General features: G+C 70.7%; 23 protein-coding genes. 10 read left to right on the forward strand and 13 right to left on the reverse strand.

Annotation, left to right across the window (positions count from 1 at the left end; genetic code table 11):
* Positions 1-116: 116 nt before the first annotated feature.
* On the forward strand, positions 117-1,079 hold the full coding sequence (locus IE262_RS11155; RefSeq protein ID WP_189873228.1) for a helix-turn-helix domain-containing protein: 963 nt from the start codon (positions 117-119) through the stop codon (positions 1,077-1,079).
* A gap of 78 nt (positions 1,080-1,157) precedes the next feature.
* Here the strand turns inward: IE262_RS11155 and IE262_RS11160 are convergent, their stop codons facing one another.
* Together IE262_RS11160 and IE262_RS11165 are read right to left on the reverse strand one after the other, a co-directional pair.
* Positions 1,158-1,373, reverse strand: a complete 216-nt coding sequence (locus IE262_RS11160) for a DUF397 domain-containing protein (RefSeq protein WP_189873230.1) — start codon at positions 1,371-1,373, stop codon at positions 1,158-1,160.
* Entirely contained in the window at positions 1,345-2,205 is an 861-nt protein-coding gene (locus IE262_RS11165) for a helix-turn-helix domain-containing protein (protein WP_189873232.1), read from the reverse strand. The genes IE262_RS11160 and IE262_RS11165 overlap by 29 nt, the downstream gene beginning before the upstream one ends.
* A 176-nt stretch (positions 2,206-2,381) precedes the next feature.
* Here IE262_RS11165 and IE262_RS11170 point away from each other — a divergent pair, with 176 nt between their 5' ends.
* Positions 2,382-2,783, forward strand: coding sequence for an ATP-binding protein (locus IE262_RS11170; RefSeq protein ID WP_189873233.1), 402 nt, complete (start codon positions 2,382-2,384; stop codon positions 2,781-2,783).
* 84 nt (positions 2,784-2,867) lie between these two features.
* Here IE262_RS11170 and IE262_RS11175 read toward each other — a convergent pair whose 3' ends face one another.
* The 3 genes from IE262_RS11175 to IE262_RS11185 all read right to left on the reverse strand — a co-directional run bounded on the left by IE262_RS11175 (position 2,868) and on the right by IE262_RS11185 (position 8,348).
* A complete protein-coding gene (locus tag IE262_RS11175; protein ID WP_373305037.1) occupies positions 2,868-6,158 on the reverse strand; it encodes a S8 family peptidase in 3,291 nt (1,096 codons plus the stop codon).
* 308 nt (positions 6,159-6,466) lie between these two features.
* Entirely contained in the window at positions 6,467-7,735 is a 1,269-nt protein-coding gene (locus IE262_RS11180) for a L,D-transpeptidase (protein WP_189873237.1), read from the reverse strand.
* Positions 7,736-8,003: 268 nt separating this feature from the next.
* Positions 8,004-8,348, reverse strand: a complete 345-nt coding sequence (locus IE262_RS11185) for a hypothetical protein (RefSeq protein ID WP_189873239.1) — start codon at positions 8,346-8,348, stop codon at positions 8,004-8,006.
* Positions 8,349-8,457: 109 nt separating this feature from the next.
* On the opposite strand from IE262_RS11185, the gene IE262_RS11190 reads away from it, so the two are divergent.
* On the forward strand, positions 8,458-8,865 hold the full coding sequence (locus IE262_RS11190) for a hypothetical protein (protein ID WP_189873241.1): 408 nt from the start codon (positions 8,458-8,460) through the stop codon (positions 8,863-8,865).
* Positions 8,866-8,962: 97 nt separating this feature from the next.
* On the opposite strand, the gene hutH is transcribed toward IE262_RS11190, so the two are convergent.
* From hutH to IE262_RS11205, 3 genes are all read right to left on the reverse strand, one after another.
* Positions 8,963-10,516, reverse strand: a complete 1,554-nt coding sequence (gene hutH, locus IE262_RS11195; protein WP_373305024.1) for a histidine ammonia-lyase — start codon at positions 10,514-10,516, stop codon at positions 8,963-8,965.
* A 96-nt stretch (positions 10,517-10,612) separates the two neighbouring features.
* Positions 10,613-11,761, reverse strand: a complete 1,149-nt coding sequence (locus tag IE262_RS11200) for a GGDEF domain-containing protein (protein ID WP_189873243.1) — start codon at positions 11,759-11,761, stop codon at positions 10,613-10,615.
* A 98-nt stretch (positions 11,762-11,859) separates the two neighbouring features.
* Positions 11,860-12,690, reverse strand: coding sequence for an enoyl-CoA hydratase/isomerase family protein (locus IE262_RS11205; protein WP_189873245.1), 831 nt, complete (start codon positions 12,688-12,690; stop codon positions 11,860-11,862).
* A gap of 239 nt (positions 12,691-12,929) precedes the next feature.
* Between IE262_RS11205 and IE262_RS11210 the strand changes: the two genes are divergently transcribed.
* On the forward strand, positions 12,930-13,502 hold the full coding sequence (locus IE262_RS11210; RefSeq protein WP_189873247.1) for a hypothetical protein: 573 nt from the start codon (positions 12,930-12,932) through the stop codon (positions 13,500-13,502).
* Positions 13,503-13,566: 64 nt separating this feature from the next.
* On the opposite strand, the gene IE262_RS11215 is transcribed toward IE262_RS11210, so the two are convergent.
* Together IE262_RS11215 and IE262_RS11220 are read right to left on the reverse strand one after the other, a co-directional pair.
* A complete protein-coding gene (locus IE262_RS11215; RefSeq protein ID WP_134029109.1) occupies positions 13,567-14,769 on the reverse strand; it encodes an adenylate/guanylate cyclase domain-containing protein in 1,203 nt (400 codons plus the stop codon).
* 348 nt (positions 14,770-15,117) lie between these two features.
* The gene (locus tag IE262_RS11220; protein WP_134029107.1) at positions 15,118-16,023 is read right to left on the reverse strand and encodes a biotin--[acetyl-CoA-carboxylase] ligase; all 906 of its coding nucleotides are present in this window, start codon (positions 16,021-16,023) and stop codon (positions 15,118-15,120) included.
* Between the two features lie 174 nt (positions 16,024-16,197).
* Between IE262_RS11220 and IE262_RS11225 the strand changes: the two genes are divergently transcribed.
* From IE262_RS11225 to IE262_RS11235, 4 genes are all read left to right on the forward strand, one after another.
* Positions 16,198-17,814 (forward strand): acyl-CoA carboxylase subunit beta, encoded by a 1,617-nt coding sequence (locus IE262_RS11225; RefSeq protein ID WP_134029105.1) that lies wholly within the window; start codon positions 16,198-16,200, stop codon positions 17,812-17,814.
* 49 nt (positions 17,815-17,863) lie between these two features.
* The gene (locus tag IE262_RS11230) at positions 17,864-18,079 is read left to right on the forward strand and encodes an acyl-CoA carboxylase subunit epsilon (protein ID WP_134029103.1); all 216 of its coding nucleotides are present in this window, start codon (positions 17,864-17,866) and stop codon (positions 18,077-18,079) included.
* 96 nt (positions 18,080-18,175) lie between these two features.
* The gene (gene mmpB / locus IE262_RS40175; RefSeq protein ID WP_131570656.1) at positions 18,176-18,304 is read left to right on the forward strand and encodes a morphogenic membrane protein MmpB; all 129 of its coding nucleotides are present in this window, start codon (positions 18,176-18,178) and stop codon (positions 18,302-18,304) included.
* A gap of 47 nt (positions 18,305-18,351) precedes the next feature.
* A complete protein-coding gene (locus IE262_RS11235; protein ID WP_134029101.1) occupies positions 18,352-18,972 on the forward strand; it encodes a Maf family protein in 621 nt (206 codons plus the stop codon).
* Here IE262_RS11235 and IE262_RS11240 read toward each other — a convergent pair.
* Positions 18,941-19,360, reverse strand: a complete 420-nt coding sequence (locus IE262_RS11240; protein WP_229877235.1) for a hypothetical protein — start codon at positions 19,358-19,360, stop codon at positions 18,941-18,943. The two genes, IE262_RS11235 and IE262_RS11240, sit on opposite strands and share 32 nt — an antisense overlap.
* A gap of 406 nt (positions 19,361-19,766) precedes the next feature.
* On the opposite strand from IE262_RS11240, the gene IE262_RS11245 reads away from it, so the two are divergent.
* Together IE262_RS11245 and IE262_RS11250 are read left to right on the forward strand one after the other, a co-directional pair.
* On the forward strand, positions 19,767-21,542 hold the full coding sequence (locus tag IE262_RS11245) for an acetyl/propionyl/methylcrotonyl-CoA carboxylase subunit alpha (protein ID WP_189873251.1): 1,776 nt from the start codon (positions 19,767-19,769) through the stop codon (positions 21,540-21,542).
* A 317-nt stretch (positions 21,543-21,859) separates the two neighbouring features.
* Positions 21,860-22,417: a TetR/AcrR family transcriptional regulator gene (locus IE262_RS11250; RefSeq protein ID WP_189873576.1), complete on the forward strand. Its 558-nt coding sequence runs from the start codon at positions 21,860-21,862 to the stop codon at positions 22,415-22,417.
* 35 nt (positions 22,418-22,452) lie between these two features.
* Here the strand turns inward: IE262_RS11250 and IE262_RS11255 are convergent, their stop codons facing one another.
* Positions 22,453-23,418, reverse strand: a complete 966-nt coding sequence (locus IE262_RS11255) for a DeoR/GlpR family DNA-binding transcription regulator (RefSeq protein WP_189873253.1) — start codon at positions 23,416-23,418, stop codon at positions 22,453-22,455.
* A gap of 169 nt (positions 23,419-23,587) precedes the next feature.
* Positions 23,588-25,036 carry an NAD(P)H-quinone dehydrogenase gene (locus IE262_RS11260; protein ID WP_189873255.1) on the reverse strand — a complete coding sequence of 483 codons (1,449 nt, stop codon included), beginning with the start codon at positions 25,034-25,036 and terminating at the stop codon, positions 23,588-23,590.
* Positions 25,037-25,063 lie beyond the last annotated feature (27 nt).

Below are 25,063 nucleotides of genomic sequence, written 5' to 3' on the forward strand. Positions count from 1 at the left end.
GATTTCAGCCTGCCTCAGCCGCCAGGGTTCGCCCAGGTCACGGCTTTGCGTACGACCGCTGGTCCTACCACTGGCGGGGTCAGGCTCATGGTCGTACGACCGTGAATACTTGAGGCATGGACGAAAAGCCCGAAGCCAGGCCGGTCGGCGCCCAGGAGTCCCCTGGCGACGCCGGCGGCACCCTGGACCGGCGGGCCGAGCTCAGCGAGTTCCTGCGGACCCGGCGTGCCCGGCTGAAGCCGGAGGACGTGGGGCTGCCGGACTTCGGCCGGCACCGTCGCGTGCCTGGGCTGCGCCGTGAGGAGCTGGCGCAGCTGGCGGGCGTCTCGGTGGCGTACTACACGCGGCTGGAGCAGGGCAACGGGCGCAACGTGTCGGCGGAGGTGCTCGACGCCATCGCACGCGCCCTGCGGCTGAGCGACGCCGAGCACGCCCACCTGACGCATCTCGCGAAGCCGAAGGCGCACAAGAAGAAGGCGTCGGCGCCGTCGCAGCAGGTGCGCAGCTCGCTGCGGCAGCTGCTGGACACGCTGGACGGTATCCCCGCGTACATCACGGGGCGCCGCTCGGACATCCTCGTGTGGAACCGGATGGCGGCGGCCGTCTTCGGGGACTGGTCCGAGCTGCCCGCCCAGGAGCGGAACTGGGCGCGGCTGGTGTTCCTGCGGCCCGAGTACCGCGAGCTGTTCGTGGAGTGGGACGGCAAGGCGGCCGACATGGTGAGCTATCTGCGCATGGACGCGGGCTGCCATCCGGACGACCCGCGGCTGTCCGCGCTGGTCGGGGAACTCTCGGTGAAGAGCCAGGAGTTCCGGCGGCTGTGGGCCACGCACGATGTCAAGGAGAAGGGCCACGGGGTGAAGCGGCTGCGGCATCCGCTGGTCGGCGAGCTCACCCTGTTCTTCGAGACATTCCGGCTGCCCGACGACAGCGAACAGTCTCTGATCACGTACTACGCGGAGCCGGGCTCACCGTCGGCGGAGGCGCTGCGCTTGCTGGCGAGTTGGGGAACGGACGCGCGGGCCTCCGGCCGGGGCGCGTCCGCTCTTGGGCGCCCCGCTGTCGGCGGAGCGGAGTAGTCGCTGCCGGCGGGCCCGTTCGTAGTCGACGCACTGCGGTGCCGCCGCCAGCAGGGCGGCGGCCTTGGCGTAGGCGGTTCAGCCGACCAGCCCGTCCGCCTTGAGTGTCGCGACGAACGGGGCCCAGGCGCGGGCGGCGAGGAGGAGGGCGGGGCCGTCGGGGGCCTTGGAGTCACGTACGGGGATCAGGCCGGGGATGTTGTCGGCGACTTCGACACAGTGACCGCCGTCGCCGTTGCTGTAGCTGCTCTTGAGCCAGCGCACGTCACTCAAGTCGATCTGGAAACTTGCCATTTCGGTAGTCCTCTGCTGCTTGCTCAATGAGCTTCAGGGATGCGTCTGGAGGAAGAGCGGCAGCCCTGAGTCGACCGTACGCCTTCGCATACTGCCTCACGAGACCCGGATCATCGATCAACTGGCCGCTGTACATCCCCTCGGTGTACATCACCGGCGGGGCATCGGCAAAGGTCATGAACCTCGTCGTACCCATCATGAACGGATGCGCCCCTGCGTTCCGCGGAAGGATCTGCGGAAAGGAACGGCGTCGGCGCGCCACCTCCGCGATGTGGGCGAGCTGATCAGCCATGTCGTCGGGCGCAATGATCGGCTGGCGGAGAATTGACTCGTGCAGAACGAGCCAGTTCTCGGGTGCCTGCTGGTCTTCGAAGAGCCATGCTCGCTTCCGGCGGGCCGCGATCTTCGCGTCCACCGTTGCCTCTGAGTCAGTTGGGTGTGCTGCCAGCACAACGGCCTCGATGTACGGCTCCAGTTGTAGCGGCCCTGGGATCAAGGCCGGGTCCCACTCCTCGATGTCCAGCGCCCGCTCCTCCATCTCCACGACGTCGACGAAGTAGTCAGCATGGGCTCCCAGCCGCGCCCTCCGCACATCCTCACAGTTCCGCTCAAAGTAGCCGTCCGTCTTCAGGACCTCATCCACATGCCGCGCCAGATCCAGCGGCATCCGCCGCTCCCCGCGTTCGATGTCGCTCAAGTGCGACTTGCCGTAGAAGCTGCCCGCGACCAGTTGCTCCAGGGAGAGCCGTGCGGCCTCCCGTTGCCACCTCAACTCCTTGCCGTAGAAGGTCGGGACGCTCATCGAGCCGTCGATGTCCTTGCGTCGTGCCATTGCTCACCGCCGTGGGGGTCTGTGCGGCCGGACTGTTCCACTTCCACGGTTTCCGCAACGCTCCCCGCCTGGTCCGCAGTTGGGGGCGCGTACGCGAAACCTCTTTTACGGTACCGGGCTTGACGTCACAGTGTGAGTGATTCATCACAGAGTGCAACCAGCAAAGGCGTCACACCGTGACCTTCGAACTCAGTCTGCTCGCCGTCCCGAAGTCCGTCCCCGAACTGCGCCACCATCTCCGGCACCACAGCTTCGACGTGCGCCTCTGCGTCAGCGAGTTGGTGACGAACGTCATCGACCACGTAGGCGAGGGAACTCCGGTGACCGTCCGCGTCCTGCCCACGGACACCGGCGGCACCCGCGTCGAGGTCACGGACCCCGATCCGCGCGCACTTCCCGTACTCCTGCACGCGACCACCATGGACGAATCCGGCCGCGGTCTCGCTCTCCTCGGTGCGTGCGCGCGGCGGTGGGGGGTGGAGGCGGGGGCGGACCGCAAGACCGTGTGGTTCGAGTTGACGGCAACGGATCAGGAGTCGAGCTCAGGCGCGTGGCCCCACACCTGTGATCCGCGATGATCCGCGACAATGCGCGACGCCGAAGGGGCCGCCGGCCTGTAGCCGACGACCCCTTCGACAACCATTCAGTCATTCAGTGCGAGTTCATTTGCCGTAGTAGGCGTTGTAGACCGACACCGTCGCCTTGTTGCCCTTCTTGTCGGCGATCTTGGCGTGGAACGAGATGCCCTTGCCCTTCGCCGGGTTCTTGACGGTGATCTTGCCGTCCTTGACGGTGACCTTGGTCCACGTCTGGCCGTAGTCGTACGACACGTACACGTACAGCGACTTGAGGTTGCTGCCCGCGGCCGCGCCCTGGACGGTGACCGGGAAGGTGACCTTCTTGTTCTCCGGAGCGCGGCTGTAGAGGTCGACCGGTGCGCCGAAGCGGGCCGTCGAGACCGGCAGCTTCGTCCGGGAGCTGGTCTTCTTGGACTTGAACTCCCAGCTCGTGTCGACCCGCGTGGAGGCCGCGGCCACCTTCACGGACCGCTTGATGGACGTGGTCAGCTTGTACGTGGCCTCACCGGACGGGACCTTGAACTCGCCGCCGCCGTCCAGCGCGTCGTCGTTCTCGACGATCTTCGTGCCGTTGCGGTACAGCGTCGACTTCACCGAGGTGTAGAGCGACGCCCCGGCGTGTGTCTTGCCGTCGGCGAACATCGGCAGGTAGCCGTTGATGGTGTTGCCGTCGCGGGTGATGCCGTACGAGCCGCCGATGCGGGGGCCGAAGACGCCGGTGTTGAACGTCTTCTCGTAGGTCTGGCCCGCCTTGAACGTCTGCGCGGCACCGAGCGTGTAGCTCGCGTCGATGATGGGCCAGCCGTCCTCGCCGACCCCGCCGGTCTGCTCGAAGTCGAGGCCCCACTTCACGCCGCCCGTGGCGGACAGGTACAGCGTCCGGGTGCTGGGCAGCTTCTGCTCGATGCCGATGGCGGAGGCGCCGGAGCCGTCGGGCAGATAGCCCCACGCCGTGACGGAGCCCTTCTTGTCGCTGCTGGAGGCGCCCAGGTTGACCTTCACCGTGGACAGCTCGCTCTTCTTCCAGTGCTTGGTGTAGCCGGTGGCGAGCTGCTTGACCTTGGCTCCGGTGACAGTGTCGTACTCGGTGTTGGTGCCCTTGGTCCAGTGCCCGTCCCACTGCTGGTGCAGCGAACCGTCGGTGATCTGCGGACCGAGGTGGGCGCTGCGGAAGCCCTGGAAGGAGTCCAGCCACCAGCCGAACGAGTAGCCGCCGTTCGTCACGTCCACCGTGTACTCGCTCAACGCGAACTGGGACTCGGCGCCCGCGTCGGGCACCGTGACGTCGACCGGCTTGGCCTTGCGGGCGTCCAGCGTGATCGTGGTGTCCTTGGTGAGGGACAGCTTCGGCTGGGCCAGCCAGTCGGCGCCCTTGGTGAAGTCCTCCGGGTCCACGAAGACCCCGGAGTCGAGGATGTAACCACCCTTGGGCACACGGACCTTGACGGTGCCGGAGGCGTCGTACGGGGCGTACCACTTCTCCTGGGCGAGGCCGGAGACGCCTGCCAGGTTGATGTTGTAGTTCACGGCGGGCTTGCCGTCGCGGTCGATCGCCTTGAGCGTGACGGTGTACGACTCCACCTCGCGCTGCACGGCGGCGGCGGTGCGCACGGTCTGGCCGCCGCCCGTGGCCGTCACGTACGCCGAGTAGGCGCCGTCAACGGTGCCGCCCAGCTTGGTGTTGACCGTCAGGTCGACGGAGGCCGTGCCGCCCGCCGGGACCTTCACGGTCTTCGCGGCGAGGGTGAAGAAGCCCGCCGGGGCCGCCTGGCCCTTGGGGTTGGTGCCCGCCACGGTCAGGTCGAGGGTGACGTCGTCCTTGCCGGTGTTCTTGTACGTCACCGGCTTGGTGACGGGCGTGTCGTCGGTGTGCGGCCACTGCTGCGTACCGAACGTCACCGACACGGGGTCGGCGAACACGGTCTGCTTGAGGGCCTTGTCCACCTGGATCCGGCCCGAACCCTGCTGGAAGGCCGTGTACGCGCCGCCCTTGGCCGATCCCGTGAGGGCGCCCTTGAGGTCGGCGTACGTCCAGTCCGGGTGCTGCTGCTTCAGGATGGCCGCCGCGCCCGCCACGTGCGGCGTCGCCATGGACGTACCCGAGATCGTCAGGTAGCCGGGCGGGTTCTCCCCGACCTCCTGCTCGATGACGCTGCCCTTGGCCGAGGCGGCCGTGATGTCCACGCCCGGCGCGGTCACGTCCGGCTTGATCTGGCCGTCGAGGCCGGGACCGGTGCTGGAGAAGGACGCCAGCTTGTCGTTGTCGTCGACGGCGCCGACGGTGAGCGCGGAGGCCGCGGAGCCCGGGGAGCCGACGGTCTGCTCGCCGAACTCGCCCTCGTTGCCGGCGGCGATCGCGAAGAGGATGCCCTTCTCCTTGGAGACCTTGTCGACCTCGGCCTCCATCGGGTCCACCTCGGGGGTGTCGGTCCCGCCCAGGCTGAGGTTGATGACGTCGGCGCCCTGCGCGGCCGCCCACTCGATGCCGGCGATGATGCCGGAGTCGTCACCGGAGCCGGTGTCGTCGAGGACCTTGCCGTTGAGGATCTTCGCGCCCGGGGCCACGCCCTTGAACTTCCCGCCGGACTTCGCTCCCGTGCCCGCCGCGATCGAGGCGACGTGGGTGCCGTGGCCGAACTTGTCGCTCGCGTCGGCGGCGCTGGTGAAGTTCTTGGACTCGATCACCTGGTCCTTGAGGTCCGGGTGGGTGCTGTCCACACCGGTGTCCAGGACGGCGATCCTGGTGCCCTTGCCGTCGTAGCCGGCCGCCCACGCCTTGGGGGCGCCGATCTGGGCTACGGACTTGTCGAGGCTGGCCTTGCGGACGCCGTCGAGCCAGACGTTGGCGATGCCGGAGGCGGTGGTGCCGTCGGTGTCGGTCACCGCGTTCCACAGCTCGGCCGCGTCGTCCTTCGGCGTGAGGACCGCGTCGGCGTTCAGGGTCTTGAGGGTGCGGCGGACGGTGGTGTCACCGGCGTCGCGGACGTCGGCGCGGGCCCCCGTGGCGGCTCCCTTGTAACCGACGATGAGCTTCAGGCCCTTCTTCTGGGCCTTGCGGGTCGCGGACTTGTTCAACTCGGTGATGTCGAACAGCCGCTCGTCCAGCGTGCCGCCGGCTATCAGGCGGGCCGCGTCGGCCGGTATCACGAGAGTGTGGCCGTCGGCCTTGCGCACCTGGACGGGTATCCCGTCCCGGCCCTTCGCGCGCTCGAAGCCGACGGGGCGGCCCTTGGCGTCGACCACGACGCGGTCACCGGTGATCAGTGTGATGCGGTGCTTGGCCGAGAAGTCGGCCGCTTTCGAGCCGGTGGCGAGTTCCGGCGCCGCGGACGCCGGGCTGGTCATACCCGCCGCCAGGGCCACGGCCGCAGCCATGGCGATCGCAGCCGTGCTCGCTCTGTTCACTTGTCTACGCAAATCTCCCCCTGGAGCTGAGGTCCGGGCGAAGCAACCGTTCGCCCGACCAGGGGACAGCTCGCACACGTATGCGTGCACACCCCCCGGAATACGCAGTATGCCGGGAGATTGACGCATGCTCAACAGTGGGGCGTCTGTGAACAGTTGACTGGACCGTTCCGCTTACGGCCGGTCAGGGGAGCGGGGGTGTTACGACGAGGACGGCGGCGGCACGGACCCCCAGGGCCCGTGCCGCCGCCGTAAGGAGGTGGGTTCGGATGTTCGGCTCAGACCGCCGAACCCGCCTTCCACGAAGCCCAGTCCATGTTCCAGCCGTTCAGGCCGTTGTCGGGCTTGATCGTGGCGTCGCCCGTGTTCTCGACCACGACGACGTCACCGACCATCGAGTTCTTGAAGAACCAGGCACCCGGTGTGTTCGGGTCGTTGGCGCCCTTGGTGTCCGAGAGGCCGACACAGCCGTGGCTGGTGTTCACGCTGCCGAAGATCGACTTGGCGCCCCAGTAGTTGCCGTGGATGAAGGTGCCGGACGTCGACAGACGCATGGCGTGCGGCACGTCCTTGATGTCGTACTCGCCCTTGCCGTCGTCGTCCGTGAAACCGACCGTCGCACCGTTCATCCGGGTCTCCTTGAACTTCTCGGAGATCACCATCTGGCCCTCGTACGTCTTGTTCTCGGGCGAACCGGCGGAGATCGGGATGGTCTTGACGACCTTGCCGTCCTGCGTGACCTTCATCTGCTTGGTCTGGGCGTCGACGACCGAGACCTGGTTGCGGCCGATCTTGAAGGTGACCGTCTTCTGCTGCACGCCGTACACACCGTCGGCGCCCTCGATGCCGTCCAGCGCGAGCTTCAGCGTGACGGTCGAGTCCTCCTTCCAGTACTCCTCGGGCCGGAAGTCGAGCCGGTTCGGGCTGAACCAGTGGCCGACGACCTCCTGGCCGGAGCTGGAGGAGACGGTGATCCCCTTCTGCACGGCGGCCTTGTTCGTGATCGCCTTGTCGAAGTTGATCGAGACGGGCATGCCGACGCCGACCGTGGAGCCGTCCTCCGGCGTGAAGTAGCCGAGGAAGCTGTTGTCCGGGGAGACGGTGGTGAACGTGGCGTTCTCGTGGGCCGCGCGGCCCTCGGAGTCCTCGGCGGTGGCCGTGATCTTGTACTGGGTCGCCCGCTCCAGCTGACCGCTCGGCGCCCAGCTCTTCTTGTCCGCGGATATCTCCCCGGCGACGGCGGTGCCGTCCTCGGTCTTCATCTCGACGGACGTGAGCGTGCCCTTGGCCACGGTGACCTTGGCGGAGCTGTTGATGGACGCGTTGTCGGAGCCGTCCTTCGGCGTGATCTTGATCTCGGCGACGGAGGTCTTCTTGGCCGCCGCCTCGTCGGCCTTGGCCTGCGAGGTGTCACCGTTGCCGGAGTCGGACGCCTTGCTGTCGTCGCCTCCGCTGCACGCAGAGAGCACCAGCACCCCGCCGAGCAGTGCGGACGCGACCGCGAGGCCCTTGCGCCGCCTACTGTTGGTCATCACACGCTTCTCCATCGTTGCCGAATCCCCAAAGCCCAGAGAATTCCCCGTACGAACTCAAACGCCACGACCGGTTCTTCCCGTTCCACATCCCCGGGATGTGTGGGGCACACCACTTTCGGTCCACTCCGGCCGACTGTCTGGTGCTGGGATCCTGTTGCCGAACTCCCACCTTCCGGGCGGACGGCGGGAGTTCGACGACAGGTGGTCAGTGCGCGTCGTGAGACGACAGAACTCCGGTCAGCGGTTGCCGCCCGAGGCTGTGAATCTCACCTCGCGCCGGTCAGCCGACCCGGTCGCCCTCTTCGTCCTCGTCGACATCATCCTCGTCCAGGTCCCACTCAGGCGAGTCCGGGTCGTAGTCGATGTGCTCACTGCTCCAGGAGGCCTGGGCCAGATCGACCCCGGGCACCTCACTGACCAGGTCGAACGGGTCGACGAGGTAGGCGAGGGCCTCCGCTGTGTCCTGCGTCACCGCGCCCTCGGCGTGCGTCCGCTCGTCCGCCGCCAGGTCGGCGTCGGCCTCGACACGGTCCCGCGCGGCCTTGGTCAGCGCGTCGGCGCTCTCGACCTCGACCACCAATTCCACCCGAAGGCGGATGAACTGTGATGTCTCAGAAGTGCTCATACTCGGAGAGTAAGGCTCACGGCTCGCGTGACTTTCCCGTGACCCGCGACTTTCACTAACATCGCCCCACACGGCCAATTCGCCAGCTCCACAAGGGGATCGATATTTCGTGTCCGCCGCACGTCGATCGTCGTCCACCGCACGCCGCACGCTGCTGACCGCCACCGCCGCGGGAACCCTCCTCACGGCCCTGTGGTTCGTCCCGTCCGCGAACGCGACCCAGGACGGGACACAGGACGGAACAGGGCAGCTGAAGCGTGAGCTGACGACCATGAGCACGGACACGACGAGCGGGAGGACCGAGACGACCGAGACGACCACGGACGCGGTCACGACCTCCGGCACCGACGCGGTCACCACCTCCGACTCCTCCCGGTCCACGGGCCCGGGGACCCAACTCGCCGACACCGGCAGCGTGGACACCACGCCGTACCTCGTCGGCGGCACCGTGTTCCTCGGCCTGGGCGCGGGGTTCGTGGCGTACTCGCTCCGACGGGAACGTATGGCGCTCTCCTGAGGGCCCTCTCCTGAGGGCGCGCCCTCCTGACCCGAGGGTGAAGGGGCCGCGCACCCTCACGTGCCCGCGACCCCCGAGCCCACTGCTCCCCCACCCGTCAGGCCAGCGGCCCCGTCACCGGCTCCACCGCCGCGACCAGGCGCCCCTGGCGGACGAACGCGTCGGCCGCCGCCAAGTCGGGGGCGAGGAAGCGGTCCGGCCCCGGGCCCTCGACGCCCGCCTCGCGGACAGCCTCCAGCACCGCCCGGGAGGCCGGGGCGGGGGTCAGCCCCTCACGGAGTTCGATGGCGCGCGTGGCGGCGTACAGCTCGACGGCGAGCACGCGGGTCAGGTTGTCGACGGCCGTGCGCAGCTTGCGGGCCGCGGACCAGCCCATCGAGACATGGTCCTCCTGCATGGCCGAGGAGGGGATGGAATCGGCGGAAGCCGGGACGGCGAGACGTTTCATCTCGCTGACCAGGGCCGCCTGCGTGTACTGGGCGATCATCAGCCCGGAGTCCACGCCCGCGTCGTCCGCGAGGAACGGCGGGAGCCCGTGGCTGCGGTTCTTGTCGAGGAGGCGGTCCGTACGGCGCTCCGCGATCGAGGCGAGGTCGGCGGCCGCGATGGCGAGGAAGTCGAGGACGTAGGCCACGGGGGCGCCGTGGAAGTTGCCGTTGGACTCCACCCGCCCGTCGGGCAGCACCACCGGATTGTCCACCGCCGACGCCAGCTCCCGCTCGGCCACCGTGCGCGCGTGGGCCATCGTGTCGCGGCCGGCACCCGCGACCTGCGGCGCGCAGCGCACGGAGTAGGCGTCCTGGACGCGGGGCGCGCCCTCCTGGTGGTGGCCGGTCAGGCCCGAACCCTTGAGGACGGCGAGCATGTTGGCGGCCGAGGCGGCCTGGCCGGGGTGCGGGCGGATGGCGTGCAGTTCGGGCGCGAGGACCTTGTCCGTGCCGAGCAGGGCCTCCAGGGTCAGGGCCGCCGTGACGTCCGCGGACTTGTAGAGCAGCTCCAGGTCGGCGAGGGCCATCACCAGCATGCCGAGCATGCCGTCCGTGCCGTTGAGGAGGGCGAGTCCCTCCTTCTCGCGGAGCTCGACCGGGGCGATGCCGTGGGCGGCGAGCAGCTCACCGGCCGGCCGTACGGCACCGTCGGGGCCCTCGGCGTCCCCCTCGCCCAGCAGCGTGAGGGCGCAGTGGGACAGCGGGGCGAGGTCGCCGGAGCAGCCCAGCGAGCCGTACTCGTGGACGACCGGGGTGATGCCCGCGTTCAGTACGTCCGCCATGGTCTGCGCGACCTCGGGCCTGACGCCCGTGTGCCCGGAGCAGACCGTCTTCAGGCGCAGGAACATCAGTGCCCGGACCACCTCGCGCTCCACGCGCGGGCCCATGCCGGCGGCGTGCGAGCGGACGATGTTGCGCTGGAGCCGGCCGCGCAGCTCCTGGCTGATGTGCCGGGTGGCGAGGGCGCCGAAGCCGGTCGAGACGCCGTAGACGGGGTCCGGCTTGGCCGCGAGCGCGTCCACGATGCCGCGGGCCGCGGCGAGCGCCGTCACGGCCTCCTCGGAGAGCTCGACCCGGGCGCCGCCGCGCGCCACGGCGACGACGTCGGCCGCGGTGACACCGGACGTCCCGAGCACCACCGGGTCCACAGAATGCATATCCATATTCAGGATCGTAGGGACTGAATCGTCGAATGTCACGACCGAATGAGGGAGGAGCTCCTTACCTGCGCAGGGGCGCGACCCCTGCCCCTGGGGCGCTCAGCGTCCGCGGATGCGGCGCCGCTCCCCCGTGGGCACATCGGGCGCCGGAGGCCGGTCGGCGAGGCGGACCACCGGGTCGCCCGGACCCGCACGGCCCGCCACCACCGGCCCCAGGGAGCCCTCCGCCTTCGCCCGGTACTGCGCGGCGTCCGCCAGACGGAACAGCCTGCGCGGCGACCGTACGGGACCGATCGGGTCCTGCGTCGAGGCCACCCCGCACGCGACGCCCTCGCCGAGGTCCAGCTCCGCCGCCCGGTGGCAGAGTTCGGCGGCGACCTTGACCACGTCGTCCGCCGGGGGGCCCACCGCCAGCAGACAGAACTCGTCGCCGCCGAGCCGCGCCGCCAGGATGCCCGGCAGCATCGCCCCGCACAGCGACAGCACCGACCCGAACCGCTCCAGCAGACGGTCGCCGACCGCGTGCCCCTGTGTGTCGTTGACCCGCTTCAGCCCGTTCAGATCGCAGACCGCCAGGCTGACGACCGTCCCGTCGACCTTGTGCCGCTCCACCGCCTCACCGAGCCGGACGTCGACGGCACGGCGGTTGGCGAGCCCCGTCAGCGGGTCGGTGAACGCCAGCCGACGGGCCTCCTCCAGCCGCTCGGACTGCGCGATCCCGGCCGCGACGACGGCCGCGAGCACGGTCGCGAACTCCGCGTCCCGCGTACGGAACACCTCCGCGCCCGCCGGACGCGCCACATACAGCTCGCCCCACGCACGGCCGTGCAGCACGACCGGGGCGATCACGCAACTGCCCCGGCCGCGCCGGCGCAGCGCGGCGACGCGCTGGTGGCAGTACCCCTCGGCACCGGGCCCGGTGGGGCCCTCGACGGTCTCGACCCACGCGCTGGGCCCGACCCCGCCCGCCCAGCGCTCGTGCAGGAACTCGGTGATCTCCGGGAACTGATGCACGGGGTAGGACTCCCCGTCGGGGAACTCCTCCTCGTCCGGGGCCCTCTTCCCCACGTTCACGAGCACCTTCAGCCGGCCCAGGTCGCGTTCCCACACCGACAGCGCGGCGAAGCTCCCGGCGAGCGCACGGCACGCACCCGCGGCCGCGGCCCGCCAGGACTCACGCGGCGTCTGCGCGGCCGCCATCGCCTGCGCCAGCGCCACCACGGCCCGCAACCGCTTGTCCTCACCCATCACTCCAGGCTAGGGAGTTTTGCGGCGTTTTGGGGGATTGGGGATGGTGGGGGATTGGGGATGGGGGGCCGGTACGGCTGGACCCGGCACCGTGACGTCTACTCGCCCGGCCACTCCGGCGCCCGCTTCTCGTTGAAGGCCGCCACACCCTCCGCCCGGTCCCCCGAGAACGCGACCGACCGCCATGCCGCGTCCTCGACCTCCAGCCCCGCCCGCAGATCCAGTCCGTGTCCGAGGCGCAGCGCACGTTTGGCGGCGCGCAGGCCGACGGGCGAGTGGGCGGCCATCCGGGCGGCCAGCGCCAGCGCCTCCGTACGGTCCTGTCCCTCGTCCACCAGCTGGTCGACCAGCCCCGTCTCCCGCGCCTCGACCGCCTCCACGCGCCGTGCGGTGAAGATCAGCTCGGCGGCGCGTGCCGCCCCGACCCGGCGCGGCAGCAGCTGTGTGCCTCCCCCGCCCGGGATCACCCCCACGGACACCTCGGGCAGCCCCACCACGGCCGTACGGTCCGCCACGATCACGTCGCACGACAGCGCCAGCTCGAAGCCGCCGCCCAGCGCGAAGCCGTGCACGGCGGCGATGGTGGGCACGGGCAGCTCCAGTACGCCGGTGTACGCGGCGCGGGCGACGGGCCGCTGGCGCACCAGGTCGGCGTCGCTGAACGAGTTCCGCTCCTTCAGGTCGGCCCCCACACAGAAGGCCCGCTCATGGGTGGAGGTCAGCACGACCACGCGGACGCCCCGGTCGGCGGCCAGGGCCTCACAGGCCTCGGCGATCGAGCGGGCCATGCCGGTCGAGACCGCGTTCATGGCCTTGGGCCGGTCGAGGACGAGTTCCGCGACGTGACCGTGCCGCCGCACGACGACGTACTCCCCGAACCGCCGCTCGTGCCGTTGCTCGTCCCCGTGCTCGACCCCTTGCTCCACCATGACGCCTCCGGTTAACGCGGGTTAACTTCCGATGCCCCGATCATCGCAGCCGGGCCCGACAGGGGGAAGTGCCAGGCCTCACGGGGGGGGGAAGTGCCGGGCCCCACCGGGCGAAGTACAGGTGGGCGACCCCGTTCGAGTGACACCGCGCCCAACTCCCGCTCCGCGTCCGGAGGGGACGCATAGCGTGCGCACGCACAGCGCAACGGGGGCACAGCGCGCTTCGAGGAGGAACGGCCGTGACGCAGAGGACGAGCAGCACGAGGGGGCGGCACCGCAAGCCCCGTCCACGACGGATGCTGTTCGCGGTGGGCGGGCTCGCCCTGGCGGCGGGAGCGCTCAGTTTCGTGCGGCTGGTGCCCGAGCCGGTCGGCGGAGGCGGCGCCGGGGCCACGGAGGCGGAGCCGAGAGCCGCCGCCGACAGCGTCTCGGAGGGGGCGAACAACGCGGCGGCGACGATGAGGGCCGCACGGCCCCGGGCCGGGTCCGCGGGTCCCGGCACGGCTACCGCGCCGGACATCGGAAGCGGGCGGTCGCCCCGTACGGCAACGGGGGCGACCCCTCCCTCCGGGGCCATGTCACCGGCCCAGACCCCGCCCGCCCACTCGCCCGGCACCCCCGGGACGCCCGCCGACAAGGCACCGGCCCCGGCGGCCACCGCACCCGACGCACCCCGTCCCGCGCCGAGCACCACCGCTCCGGCTCCCGGGCCGGGCCGCCCGGACGAGCGGGATCAGCGCGATGACCGGCGCCTGTGCATCCCGCTCATCGGCCTGTGCTTCCCCGGAGACAGCGGCAACAGCAACCGCTAGCAGCAACGGCAACCGCCGACAGCAACGACGGCGGCCCGCCCGACTGAAGCGCCGGCGGGTCGGACTAGCGGGACGCGTCCGCCCGGCGCGAGAGCATCCACGGCTCGACGACACCCAGCCCACGCACCGGCCGCTGCCACATGGGCTGGAGCGCGAAGCGGTAGGACGGCGGCTCCTCGCCCTCCTTCTCGGCGGCGGCCGCGGCCTCGGCGGCCTCCGCCTCGGAGGCGGGGGCGTCGCCGCCACGGATGACCTCCTGGGCGAACGCGGAGTCCACCAGCACCGTGTCCTTGGGCGCTATCGACGTCAGCCGGGAGGCCAGGTTCACCGTCGTACCGAAGACGTCGCCCATGCGCGTCGTCACCGTGCCGAACGCGATGCCCACGCGCAGCTCCGGCATCGTCTCGTCGTTGGCCATCGTCTCGATGAGCCGGAGCGCTATCTCGGCGGCGATGCCCGCGTCGTCGGCCGCGTACAGCACCTCGTCGCCCAGGGTCTTGATGAGCCGGCCGCCGTGCGCGGCCACCAGGTCGGCCGCCGTGGTCTCGAAGGCCTCGACGAGCTCCCCCAGCTCCTCTTCCTCCATGCGGCGCGTCAGCCGGGTGAAGCCGACCAGGTCTGCGAAGCCGACCGCCAGCCGCCGGTCGACCATCTCCTCGTCGTCGGCGGTCTGCACGACCCGGCCGGTCGCGGCGGCGAGCTGGCGCCGCCAGACGTAGACGATGAACTCCTCCAGTTCCGGCAGGAGCAGTTCCACCAGGGGATAGGTGACCTCGGTCCGTGTCATGCCCGGTTCGGGGGGCTCGGTGAGTCCCTCCAGGAAGGAGTCGATCTGCCACTCGGCGAGCCGGGCCGTGGTCTGCCCCGTGGACCGGGCCACCTGGACCGCCATCGCCTCGCTGAGCAGCCCCGCCTCGACGAGACCGGCGAGCCGCCGCAGGGCGAGGACGTCGGCCTCCGTGAGGGCCTTGGCCTGGCCGATGTCCGCGAAGCCCATGGCGCGCCAGAAACGGGAGGCCAGTTCCATGGAGACGCCCGCGCTGCGGGCCGCCTGGAAGGGGGTGTACCGGCGCTCGGCACCGAGGATGAGCCCTTCGAGGCGCAGGGCCAGGGGGTTCTCGGCGGGGTCGTCGCCCTGCGCTTCCCCGCGTCCCCGCGGCTCGGCCCGGTCGCCCGGAGCGTCGCTGGCAGACCCGACGGTACGGTCCGGATCGGCGTCGGGACCGGGGTGTGCACCCGTGCCGGAGCCCGTGTCGTCGACGGTCACGCCTGCTGCCCTTCCGATCTGCCACGGTCAGGTATCGACCGGCCTCAACTCTACGGCAGGTGTGCGCTGGCTCACTCGCCTGCCGAGGTCCGCTAGCCCCTCCCGGCTGGGGGTCCGGGGGTTACCCCCCGGGTCAACACAGCACGGCAGGTGTGCGCTGGCTCACTCGCCTGCCGAGGTCCGTCGGCACCCTTCCGGCTGGGGGTCCTGCCGAGGGCCCGCAGCCCCTCCCAGCTGGGACCCGCGGGCGCCCGTGCCGGGGGGCCGGCCCCCAGACTCGTACGACTTGATCGTCCCCAGCGTTCACCGCTTCACCGGGAGGCTCCGGGTACCCAGCAGTCCCCCACGTCACTCAGGTCGCAGATGGACGATGTCGCCCGCCCCCACCGGCTCCTGCACGCCCTCCCCCGTGGCCAGAACCAGGCGGCCGTCGCCGTCCACCGCGACCGCCTCGCCCACGATCGAGCGGTCACCCGGCAGCTCCGCGCGGACCGTGCGGCCCAGCGTGGAGCAGCCCGCCGCGTACGTCTCCTGGAGGCCGCTGAGGGCGGGATCGCCACCGGCTTCGCACCACGTGCCGTACCACTGCTCCAGGGAGCGCAGGACGGCCCGCAGCAACGGGTCACGGTCCGTGTTCGCGGCGCCCGCCAGGGACAGGGAGCCCGCCGTGGGCACGGGCAGTTCGTCCTCGCGGAGCGTGACGTTGATGCCGATCCCGACGACCACGCCGTCCGGTCCGGCGCGCTCGGCGAGGATGCCGCCGGCCTTGCGTTCCTCGCCGCCCAGGGTCACCAGCAGGTCGTTGGGCCACTTGAGGGCCGTGTCCACGCCGGCCGCGCGGGCCAGCCCCGTCGCCACCGCGACGCCCGTCAGCAACGGCAGCCAGCCCCAGCGGTGCACGGGCACCCCGGCCGGCTTCAGCAGCACCGAGAAGAACAGTCCGGAGCGCGCCGGAGCGCTCCAGGTGCGGTCCAGCCGCCCGCGCCCCGCGTTCTGCTCCTCGGCGACGAGGACCGCGCCCTCGGCCGCCTTGCCCGCCTCGGCGAGGGCCACGAGATCGGAGTTCGTCGACCCGGTGCGCTGCACCACCTCCACCTCGGACCACAGTGAGCTCTCCCGCACCAGCGCACGGCGGAGGGCGGTGGCGTTGAGGGGCGGCCGGCCGAGGTCGGACCAGCGGCCGCCGCCCGGACCGTCGCCCCTGCCGCCCCTGCCGCCGTTGTCGTGCGCGTCTGATGCATCTCGCGGGCTCATGAAACACACCCTAGGTGTGGTCAACGCCGCACTGCTGATCCGCGGGCACACCACTACGCTACGGATGAGTAGCCCTACCCACTTGTGAGCACGTCCCTGAGCAGGTACCTGAGCGGATACCTGAGTACGTCACCCTCTCGTCCCCCCATTGAGCAGGCAGGGAGCCGCATCCCGATGTCCGAGCCGGAAGAGCTGGAAGAGCGCCAGACGGTCGAAGAGATCGACATCCACACCACCGCGGGCAAGCTGGCGGATCTGGGGCGCCGCATCCATGAAGCGACGCACGCCGGCTCCGAGCGCGCCGTGGAGAAACAGCACGCGAAGGGCAAGCTGACGGCCCGTGAGCGGATCATCCTCCTCATGGACGAGGGCTCCTTCGTGGAGTTCGACGAGTTCGCCCGGCACCGCTCGACCGACTTCGGCCTGGAGAAGAACCGCCCGTACGGTGACGGCGTCGTCACCGGTCACGGCACGGTGGACGGCCGTCCGGTCGCCGTGTTCTCGCAGGACTTCACCGTGTTCGGCGGGGCGCTGGGCGAGGTCTTCGGCCAGAAGATCATGAAGGTGATGGACTTCGCGCTGAAGACGGGCTGCCCGGTCATCGGCATCAACGACTCCGGCGGCGCCCGCATCCAGGAGGGCGTCAGCGCACTCGGCATGTACGGCGAGATCTTCCGCCGCAACACCCACGCCTCCGGTGTGATCCCGCAGATCAGCCTGGTCGTCGGCCCGTGTGCGGGTGGCGCGGTCTACTCGCCCGCGATCACCGACTTCACGGTCATGGTGGACCAGACCTCGCACATGTTCATCACCGGCCCGGACGTCATCAAGACGGTCACCGGGGAGGACGTCGGCTTCGAGGAGCTGGGCGGCGCCCGCACCCACAACGCCACCTCCGGTGTGGCCCACCACATGGCGGGCGACGAGAAGGACGCCATCGAGTACGTCAAGCAGCTGCTGTCGTACCTGCCGTCCAACAACCTCAGCGAGCCCCCGGCCTTCCCGGAGGAGGCGGACCTCTCCCTCACCGACGAGGACCGCGAGCTGGACACGGTCGTCCCGGACAGCGCGAACCAGCCGTACGACATGCACACGGTGATCGAGCACGTCCTGGACGACGCCGAGTTCTTCGCGACGCAGCCGCTGTTCGCGCCGAACATCATCACCGGCTTCGGCCGGGTCGAGGGCCACCCGGTGGGCATCGTCGCCAACCAGCCGATGCAGTTCGCGGGCTGTCTCGACATCGACGCGTCCGAGAAGGCCGCGCGCTTCGTCCGCACCTGCGACGCCTTCAACGTCCCGGTGATCACCTTCGTGGACGTCCCCGGCTTCCTCCCGGGCGTCGACCAGGAGCACACGGGCATCATCCGCCGCGGCGCCAAGCTGATCTACGCCTACGCGGAAGCGACCGTCCCCCTGATCACGGTCATCACCCGCAAGGCCTTCGGCGGCGCGTACGACGTCATGGGCTCCAAGCACCTCGGCGCGGACCTCAACCTCGCCTGGCCGACCGCCCAGATCGCCGTCATGGGCGCCCAGGGCGCGGTGAACATCCTGCACCGGCGTGCCATCGCGGCCGCCCCGGAGGCGGAGCGCGAGGAGGTGCGCGCCCGCCTGATCCAGGAGTACGAGGACACGCTCCTCAACCCCTACACGGCGGCCGAGCGCGGCTACGTCGACGCGGTGATCATGCCGTCCGACACCCGCTCCCACATCGTGCGCGGTCTGCGTTCCCTGCGGACGAAGCGGGAAAGCCTCCCTCCGAAGAAGCACGGCAACATCCCCCTGTAGACCAGGCCCCCTGTAAACCAGGACCCCTGCCCGAACCCTTGGAGCCGCCATGACGATCAAGGTCGTACGGGGCAATCCGACCCCAGAGGAGTTGGCCGCCGCACTGGCGGTGGTCCGGGCGCGCGCCGCGGCGGCGGCCGCCGAGCCGTCCGGCGCGCCCCGCCCCCGCGACTCCTGGTCCGACCCGTCCCGCATCGCCACCCGCCGCCTGCCCCAGCCGGGACCGACGGCGTGGGGCCGCACGTACTGGCCGGGCCAGGGCTAGACACTGGTCGGCCGGTCGGCGCGGTCGGCGCGGACCGCGCAAGTTGAGTACGCGTACTCAGGCGCCGGGCCGGTCGGCGGGCGCAGCATCGTTGTCATGCTGTGGTCCGATCCCGAGAACGAACCGCCCAAGGAACTGCGCGACACTCAGGACATGTTGCGGCGGCTGGGCGTTCTCGTGGCGTTGGCCATGGTGCTCGCGATGCTCGTGCTCGGTATGCGGTGAGCCGGTGCCCCGGGCCGTGACCGCGGCGGCGCCGATACCCTGACCGCATGACTGATCAGCCGCGCCGCCGACTCGTCCTCGCCTCCCAGTCCCCCGCCCGGCTGGGCCTGCTCCGCCAGGCGGGGTTCGACCCCGAGGTGATCGTCAGCGGGGTCGACGAGGACGCCGTGACCGCCCCCACCCCCGCTGAGCTGGCGCTGGCCCTGGCCGAGGCGAAGGCCTCCGTCGTGGCGGCGAAGCCCGAGGTCAAGGGCGCCCTGGTGATCGGCTGCGACTCGGTGCTCGACCTGGACGGCGAGGCGCTCGGCAAGCCCGCCGACGCCGAGGAGGCCACCGCGCGCTGGAAGTCGATGCGCGGCCGGGCGGGCACGCTCCAGACCGGACACTGCGTCTGGGACACGGTGGGCGAGCGGTACGCCTCCGGCACCGCGTCCACCGTGGTCCGCTTCGGCGACCCGACCGACGAGGAGATCGCCGCGTACGTCGCCTCCGGTGAACCCCTCTACGTGGCCGGGGCGTTCACGCTCGACGGGCGCTCGGCGCCGTTCATCGACGGTATCGACGGGGACCACGGCAACGTCATCGGGATCAGCCTCCCGCTGGTACGGCGCCTGCTGGCCCAACTGGGCGTGGGCATCACGGAGTTGTGGACGCCGAAGCAGACGTGACCGGGTCGTCCGGGCCCGCCCGGCGTTCGTCCGTCATCAGCGTGAGCAGGATCAGTCCGAGCACGACCATCATGAACGTGAACGCGCCCCAGCCCACCAGGCCGACCGCGAACGCGCCGAGCAGCCCGTGCACCACGGCCGCGCTGATCAGCAGGACGCGCCGGACGCCGGTGGCGGGCCGGCCGCGCAGGGCGACGAGCAGCGCGGCGAGGCCGCACAGGGCGAAGTAGAGGCCGAAGACCAGGCCGCCGGCCTTCGACGAGGTGGACATCGCGTCCGGGTCGAGCCCGGCGAGGGACATGTCCTGGCGGTCCACCACGGTGCCGAGGAACCAGTTGAGCCAGGCGACACCCCCGGCCTCCACGAAGAGCACGAGCGCCGTGACCATCGCCACCGGTCTCCGTATCACCGGTCCCACCCCGTCTTCGCTGCCGTCGTCCGTCACCCGGGGCCGTGACGTCCGCCACCGCCGGCGCCACCGGGACATCGCGAACGCTACTAACGGGTAAACCAGGGGACAAGGGTTTCCGCGAGGGCAAAGAATCATTGGGCCATTAGTAGGGACTCCACAAAGAAACCCATCCGGGCGCAGCACGGCCTCATAGAGACCTTGACCACGTCGGACGGCTAGGGTTTTCCGGTGGAGTCCTGCGGAGTGCGGTGCCACAAGGGATTTCGCAGGTCGGGCGAGCGTCCACTCACGCTCCGTGTGGGCAAGCTCACCATTGAGGACGGGTCGAAACGCCGTGTCGGCAGTCCCTAAACTTCGCTTGTTTCAAGGAGAGGGAGCCATCGTGCGCAAGGTGTTGATCGCCAACCGTGGCGAAATCGCTGTCCGCGTCGCCCGGGCGTGCCGGGATGCGGGGATCGCGAGCGTGGCCGTGTACGCCGACCCGGACCGGGACGCCCTGCACGTCCGCGCGGCGGACGAGGCGTTCGCCCTGGGCGGTGACACCCCCGCCACCAGCTACCTGGACATCGCCAAGGTGCTCCAGGCGGCCAAGGACTCCGGCGCGGACGCCATCCACCCCGGTTACGGCTTCCTCTCCGAGAACGCCGACTTCGCCCAGGCGGTGCTGGACGCGGACCTGATCTGGATCGGCCCGCCGCCGCAGGCGATCCGTGACCTCGGTGACAAGGTCGCCGCCCGGCACATCGCCCAGCGCGCCGGCGCCCCCCTCGTCGCGGGCACCCCCGACCCGGTCTCGGGTGCGGAGGAGGTCGTGGCCTTCGCCGAGGAGCACGGCCTGCCGATCGCGATCAAGGCGGCGTTCGGCGGTGGCGGCCGTGGTCTGAAGGTGGCCCGCACCCTGGAAGAGGTGCCCGAGCTGTACGAGTCGGCCGTCCGTGAGGCGGTGGCGGCCTTCGGCCGCGGCGAGTGCTTCGTGGAGCGCTACCTGGACCGTCCGCGCCACGTGGAGACCCAGTGCCTGGCCGACACCCACGGCAACGTGGTCGTGGTCTCCACCCGTGACTGCTCCCTCCAGCGCCGCCACCAGAAGCTGGTGGAGGAGGCCCCGGCCCCTTTCCTGTCCGAGGCCCAGAACGCGGAGCTGTACCGCGCCTCGAAGGCCATCCTGAAGGAGGCCGGCTACGTCGGCGCGGGCACGTGTGAGTTCCTCGTGGGCCAGGACGGCACGATCTCCTTCCTGGAGGTCAACACCCGCCTTCAGGTCGAGCACCCGGTCACCGAGGAGGTCACCGGCATCGACCTGGTCCGCGAGATGTTCCGCATCGCCGACGGCGAGGAGCTCGGCTACGACGACCCGCCGATGCGCGGTCATTCCTTCGAGTTCCGTATCAACGGCGAGGACCCGGGCCGTAACTTCCTCCCGGCGCCCGGCACGGTCACGACGTTCGCGCCGCCCGGCGGCCCCGGCGTGCGCCTGGACGCGGGCGTGGAGTCCGGCAGCGTCATCGGCCCGGCCTGGGACTCCCTGCTCGCCAAGCTGATCATCACCGGTGCCACCCGCGAGCAGGCTCTCCAGCGGGCCGCGCGGGCGCTGAACGAGTTCCGGGTCGAGGGTATGGCCACGGCCATCCCGTTCCACCGGGCTGTCGTCACCGACCCGGCGTTCGCGCCCGAACTGGGCGGCTCCACCGACCCGTTCACGGTCCACACCCGCTGGATCGAGACCGAGTTCGTCAACGAGATCGCCCCCTTCGCCGCCCCCGCCGAGGCCGCGGAGGCCGAGGACGAGACGGGCCGGGAGACCGTGGTGGTCGAGGTCGGCGGCAAGCGCCTGGAGGTCTCCCTGCCCGCCTCCCTCGGCATGACCCTGGCCCGTACGGGTCTCGCGGCGGGCGCCAAGCCCAAGCGTCGCGCGGCCAAGAAGTCCGGTCCCGTCGCCTCCGGTGACACCCTCGCCTCCCCCATGCAGGGCACCATCGTCAAGATCGCCGTGGAGGAGGGGCAGGAGGTCAAGGAGGGCGACCTGGTCGTCGTCCTGGAGGCCATGAAGATGGAGCAGCCCCTCAACGCGCACAAGGCGGGCACGATCAAGGGTCTGTCCGCGGAGATCGGGGCGTCCATCACCTCCGGTGCGGCGATCTGCGAGATCAAGGACTGATCGTCTGACGGCTGCCGCCGGGGGTGGGTGCGTTTCGTCTGCCGGTTGCCTCCGGCGGTTGGGTGGGGTGCGTCTCGTCTGCCGGGTTCGCTGCGTGAGCGGCTGCGGGTTGGTTGTGGCTGGTCGCGCAGTTCCCCGCGCCCCTTACAAGCCTGGGGCGCACCCGGCACCACAATGCACCCAGCCACCGCATGCACCGCCCCGAGCGCTCCCCGCGCGGTGGCATGCTGAAGGTCCGCGGGGTGGAGGGGAAGGAGGTGGGCGCCATGGTGAGCACGGCCTCGGGAGAGACCTCGCACAGGACGCCCCCGCGCCCGATGCGGGCGGACGCGCGCCGCAACTACGAGCGCCTCCTCGCCGAGGCGCGCGCCGCCTTCGCCGCGCACGGCACGGACGCGCCCCTGGAGGAGGTGGCGAAGCGCGCCGGCGTCGGTATCGGCACGCTCTACCGCCACTTCCCGAACCGGTACGCCCTGATGAGCGCGGTCTTCGAGGACGCTGTGGGGCAACTCCTCGCGCGCTCCCGCGAGTTGCTCGACGATCCGCAGCCGTGCGGTGCCCTCGTGACCTGGCTGCGCGACATCATCAGGCACGCGGGCGAGTACCGCGGGCTGTCGCGGGCCCTCATGACCGTCTCGTACTCCGCCTCGTACGACGACGGTTCGGAGCTCGGCCGGTGCAGCGGCCCGATCCGTGAGGCGGGCAGCGCCCTGCTCACCCGTGCGCAGGAGGCGGGCGCCGTACGTCCCGGGGTCTCGATCGGCGATCTGCTCCAGCTGACGAACGCGATCGCCCTCGCAGCCGAGGAGACGCCCGCTGATCCCGACCTGGCCGACCGCCTCCTCACCCTCACCGTCCGGGGCCTGAAGCCGTAACGGAACGGGGCCGGCGCGCCCCAGGGTGCCGGTCGTCAGCGGCGGCGGAGGTCCGCCACCCTCGCCCGGTCCGCGCCGGGCGGCTGTTCGCCCGGGACCGCGGCCGGGCGGAGCAGCGGGCCCGCGCCGGGGCCCTGACGGCGCGGGCCGGGGAGCGATACGTCCCGGCGCCGCCCGGGCGGCGCCGGTGCGGGATCACCTCCCGCGTTTCCCGAGGGTCCGGCTCCGGCGACCGCGATCTGGACCCCTTGGTCCGCGAGTGCCTGGAGTTCGGTGGCCGCGCGGTCGTCGTGGGCGGGCGGCTCGTCGGTGACCAGCCGGGTGATCACGTCGGTCGGCACGGTCTGGAACATCGTGTCCGTACCGAGCTTGGTGTGGTCGGCGAGGACGACGACCTCGGCGGCCGCCTGGACGAGCGCGCGGTCGACGGACGCCGACAGCATGTTGGACGTGGAGAGCCCGCGCTCGGCGGTCAGCCCGCTCCCGGAGAGGAAGGCCCGCGAGACCCGCAGCCCCTGGAGGGACTGTTCCGCTCCCGAGCCGACCAGGGCGTAGTTGGAACCGCGCAGCGTGCCGCCGGTCATCACGACCTCGACACGGTTGGCGTGGGCCAGCGCCTGCGCCACCAGCAGGGAGTTGGTGACGACGGTCAGCCCGGGGACCCGCGCGAGCCGGCGTGCCAGCTCCTGCGTGGTGGTCCCCGCCCCGACCACGATGGCCTCGCCCTCTTGGACGAAGCTCGCGGCGAGGTCGGCGATGGCCGTCTTCTCGGCGGTCGCGAGATGAGACTTCTGCGGAAAGCCGGACTCCCGCGTGAACCCGCCCGGCAGTACCGCACCGCCGTGCCGGCGGTCGAGGAGTCCTTCTGCCTCCAGTGCGCGCACGTCCCGCCGTACGGTCACTTCGGAGGTCTGGACGACGCGGGCGAGCTCACGGAGCGACACGGCCCCGTTCGCTCGCACCATTTCGAGGATCAATTGACGACGTTCTGCAGCGAACACGAAACTGACAGTAACGCGGGCGACCGTCTGCTTTCAGCAGTTTGCGCCGAATAACAGAAGTTGTTCGCATGACAGGACGCGAGGTGGTATACGGACCTGACCCGAACCACCCACGCCGCACGAGAGGCCCACAACTCCCCACGACCAGCGGGAAGTCGGCGTCCGGCGCTCAGTCCTCGCCGCCGGTCTTCCGGGTGTGCAGCTGCCGTGCCACCTCGGCGATCGAGCCCGACAGGGAGGGGTACACGGTGAAGGCGTTCGCGATCTGTTCGACGGTCAGGTTGTTGTCGACCGCGATCGAGATGGGATGGATCAGTTCCGAGGCGCGCGGCGCGACGACGACACCACCGACGACGATCCCGGTGCCGGGCCGGCAGAAGATCTTCACGAAGCCGTCCCGGATGCCCTGCATCTTGGCGCGCGGGTTGCGCAACAGCGGCAGCTTCACCCCCCGGGCGTCGATGAGCCCGGTGTCCACATCGGCCTGTGTGCAGCCGACGGTCGCGATCTCGGGGTCGGTGAAGACGTTGGACGAGACGGTCTTCAGGTTCAGCGGGGCCACCGCGTCGCCCAGGAAGTGGTACATGGCGATACGGCCCTGCATGGCGGCCACCGAGGCCAGGGCGAACACTCCGGTCACGTCACCGGCGGCGTACACGCCGGGAGCGGTGGTCCTGGACACCTTGTCGGTCCAGATGTGCCCGGACTCGCGCAGCTTGACGCCGGCCTCCTCCAGCCCCATGCCCGCGCTGTTGGGGACGGCACCGACGGCCATCAGACAGTGCGTGCCGCTGATGACGCGCCCGTCGGAGAGCAGGACCTCGACCCTGTCCCCCACGCGCTTGGCGGACTGGGCGCGGGAGCGGGCCATGACGTTCATGCCGCGCCGCCGGAAGACGTCCTCCAGCACGGCCGCGGCATCCGGGTCCTCACCCGGCAGCACACGGTCCCGGCTGGACACGAGGGTGACGCGCGACCCGAGCGCCTGGTAGGCCCCGGCGAACTCGGCACCGGTGACACCGGACCCGACCACGATCAGCTCTTCGGGCAGCTCATCGAGGTCGTACACCTGCGTCCAGTTGAGGATGCGCTCCCCGTCCGGCTGGGCGTCGGGCAGCTCGCGCGGGTGCCCGCCGGTGGCGATGAGCACGGCGTCGGCGACGAGCGTCTCCTCGCTGCCGTCGGCGGTCCGCACCACGACCCTGCGGGACCCGTCGAGGGCCTGCTGCCCCTCCAGCCGGCCGCGCCCGCGCATGACCCGCGCGCCGGTGCGCGTCACGGACGCCGTGATGTCGTGCGACTGGGCGAGCGCGAGCCGCTTCACACGCCGGTTGACCTTGCCGAGATCGACCCCGACCACACGCGCGGGCGTGTCGATGTGAGGGGTGTCGTCGGCGACGATGATCCCCAGCTCCTCATAGGAGGAGTCGAAGGTGGTCATCACCTCGGCGGTGGCGATGAGCGTCTTCGACGGCACGCAGTCGGTGAGCACCGACGCGCCGCCCAGACCGTCGCAGTCGACGACGGTCACCTCCGCACCGAGCTGAGCGGCCACCAGGGCCGCTTCGTATCCGCCGGGTCCGCCACCGATGATCACGATCCGAGTCACGTACCCCATTGTCCCGCACGCCCCGAAGTGGCACTG

Source organism: Streptomyces bluensis, assembly GCF_014650715.1.
GTDB classification, from domain to species: domain Bacteria; phylum Actinomycetota; class Actinomycetes; order Streptomycetales; family Streptomycetaceae; genus Streptomyces; species Streptomyces bluensis.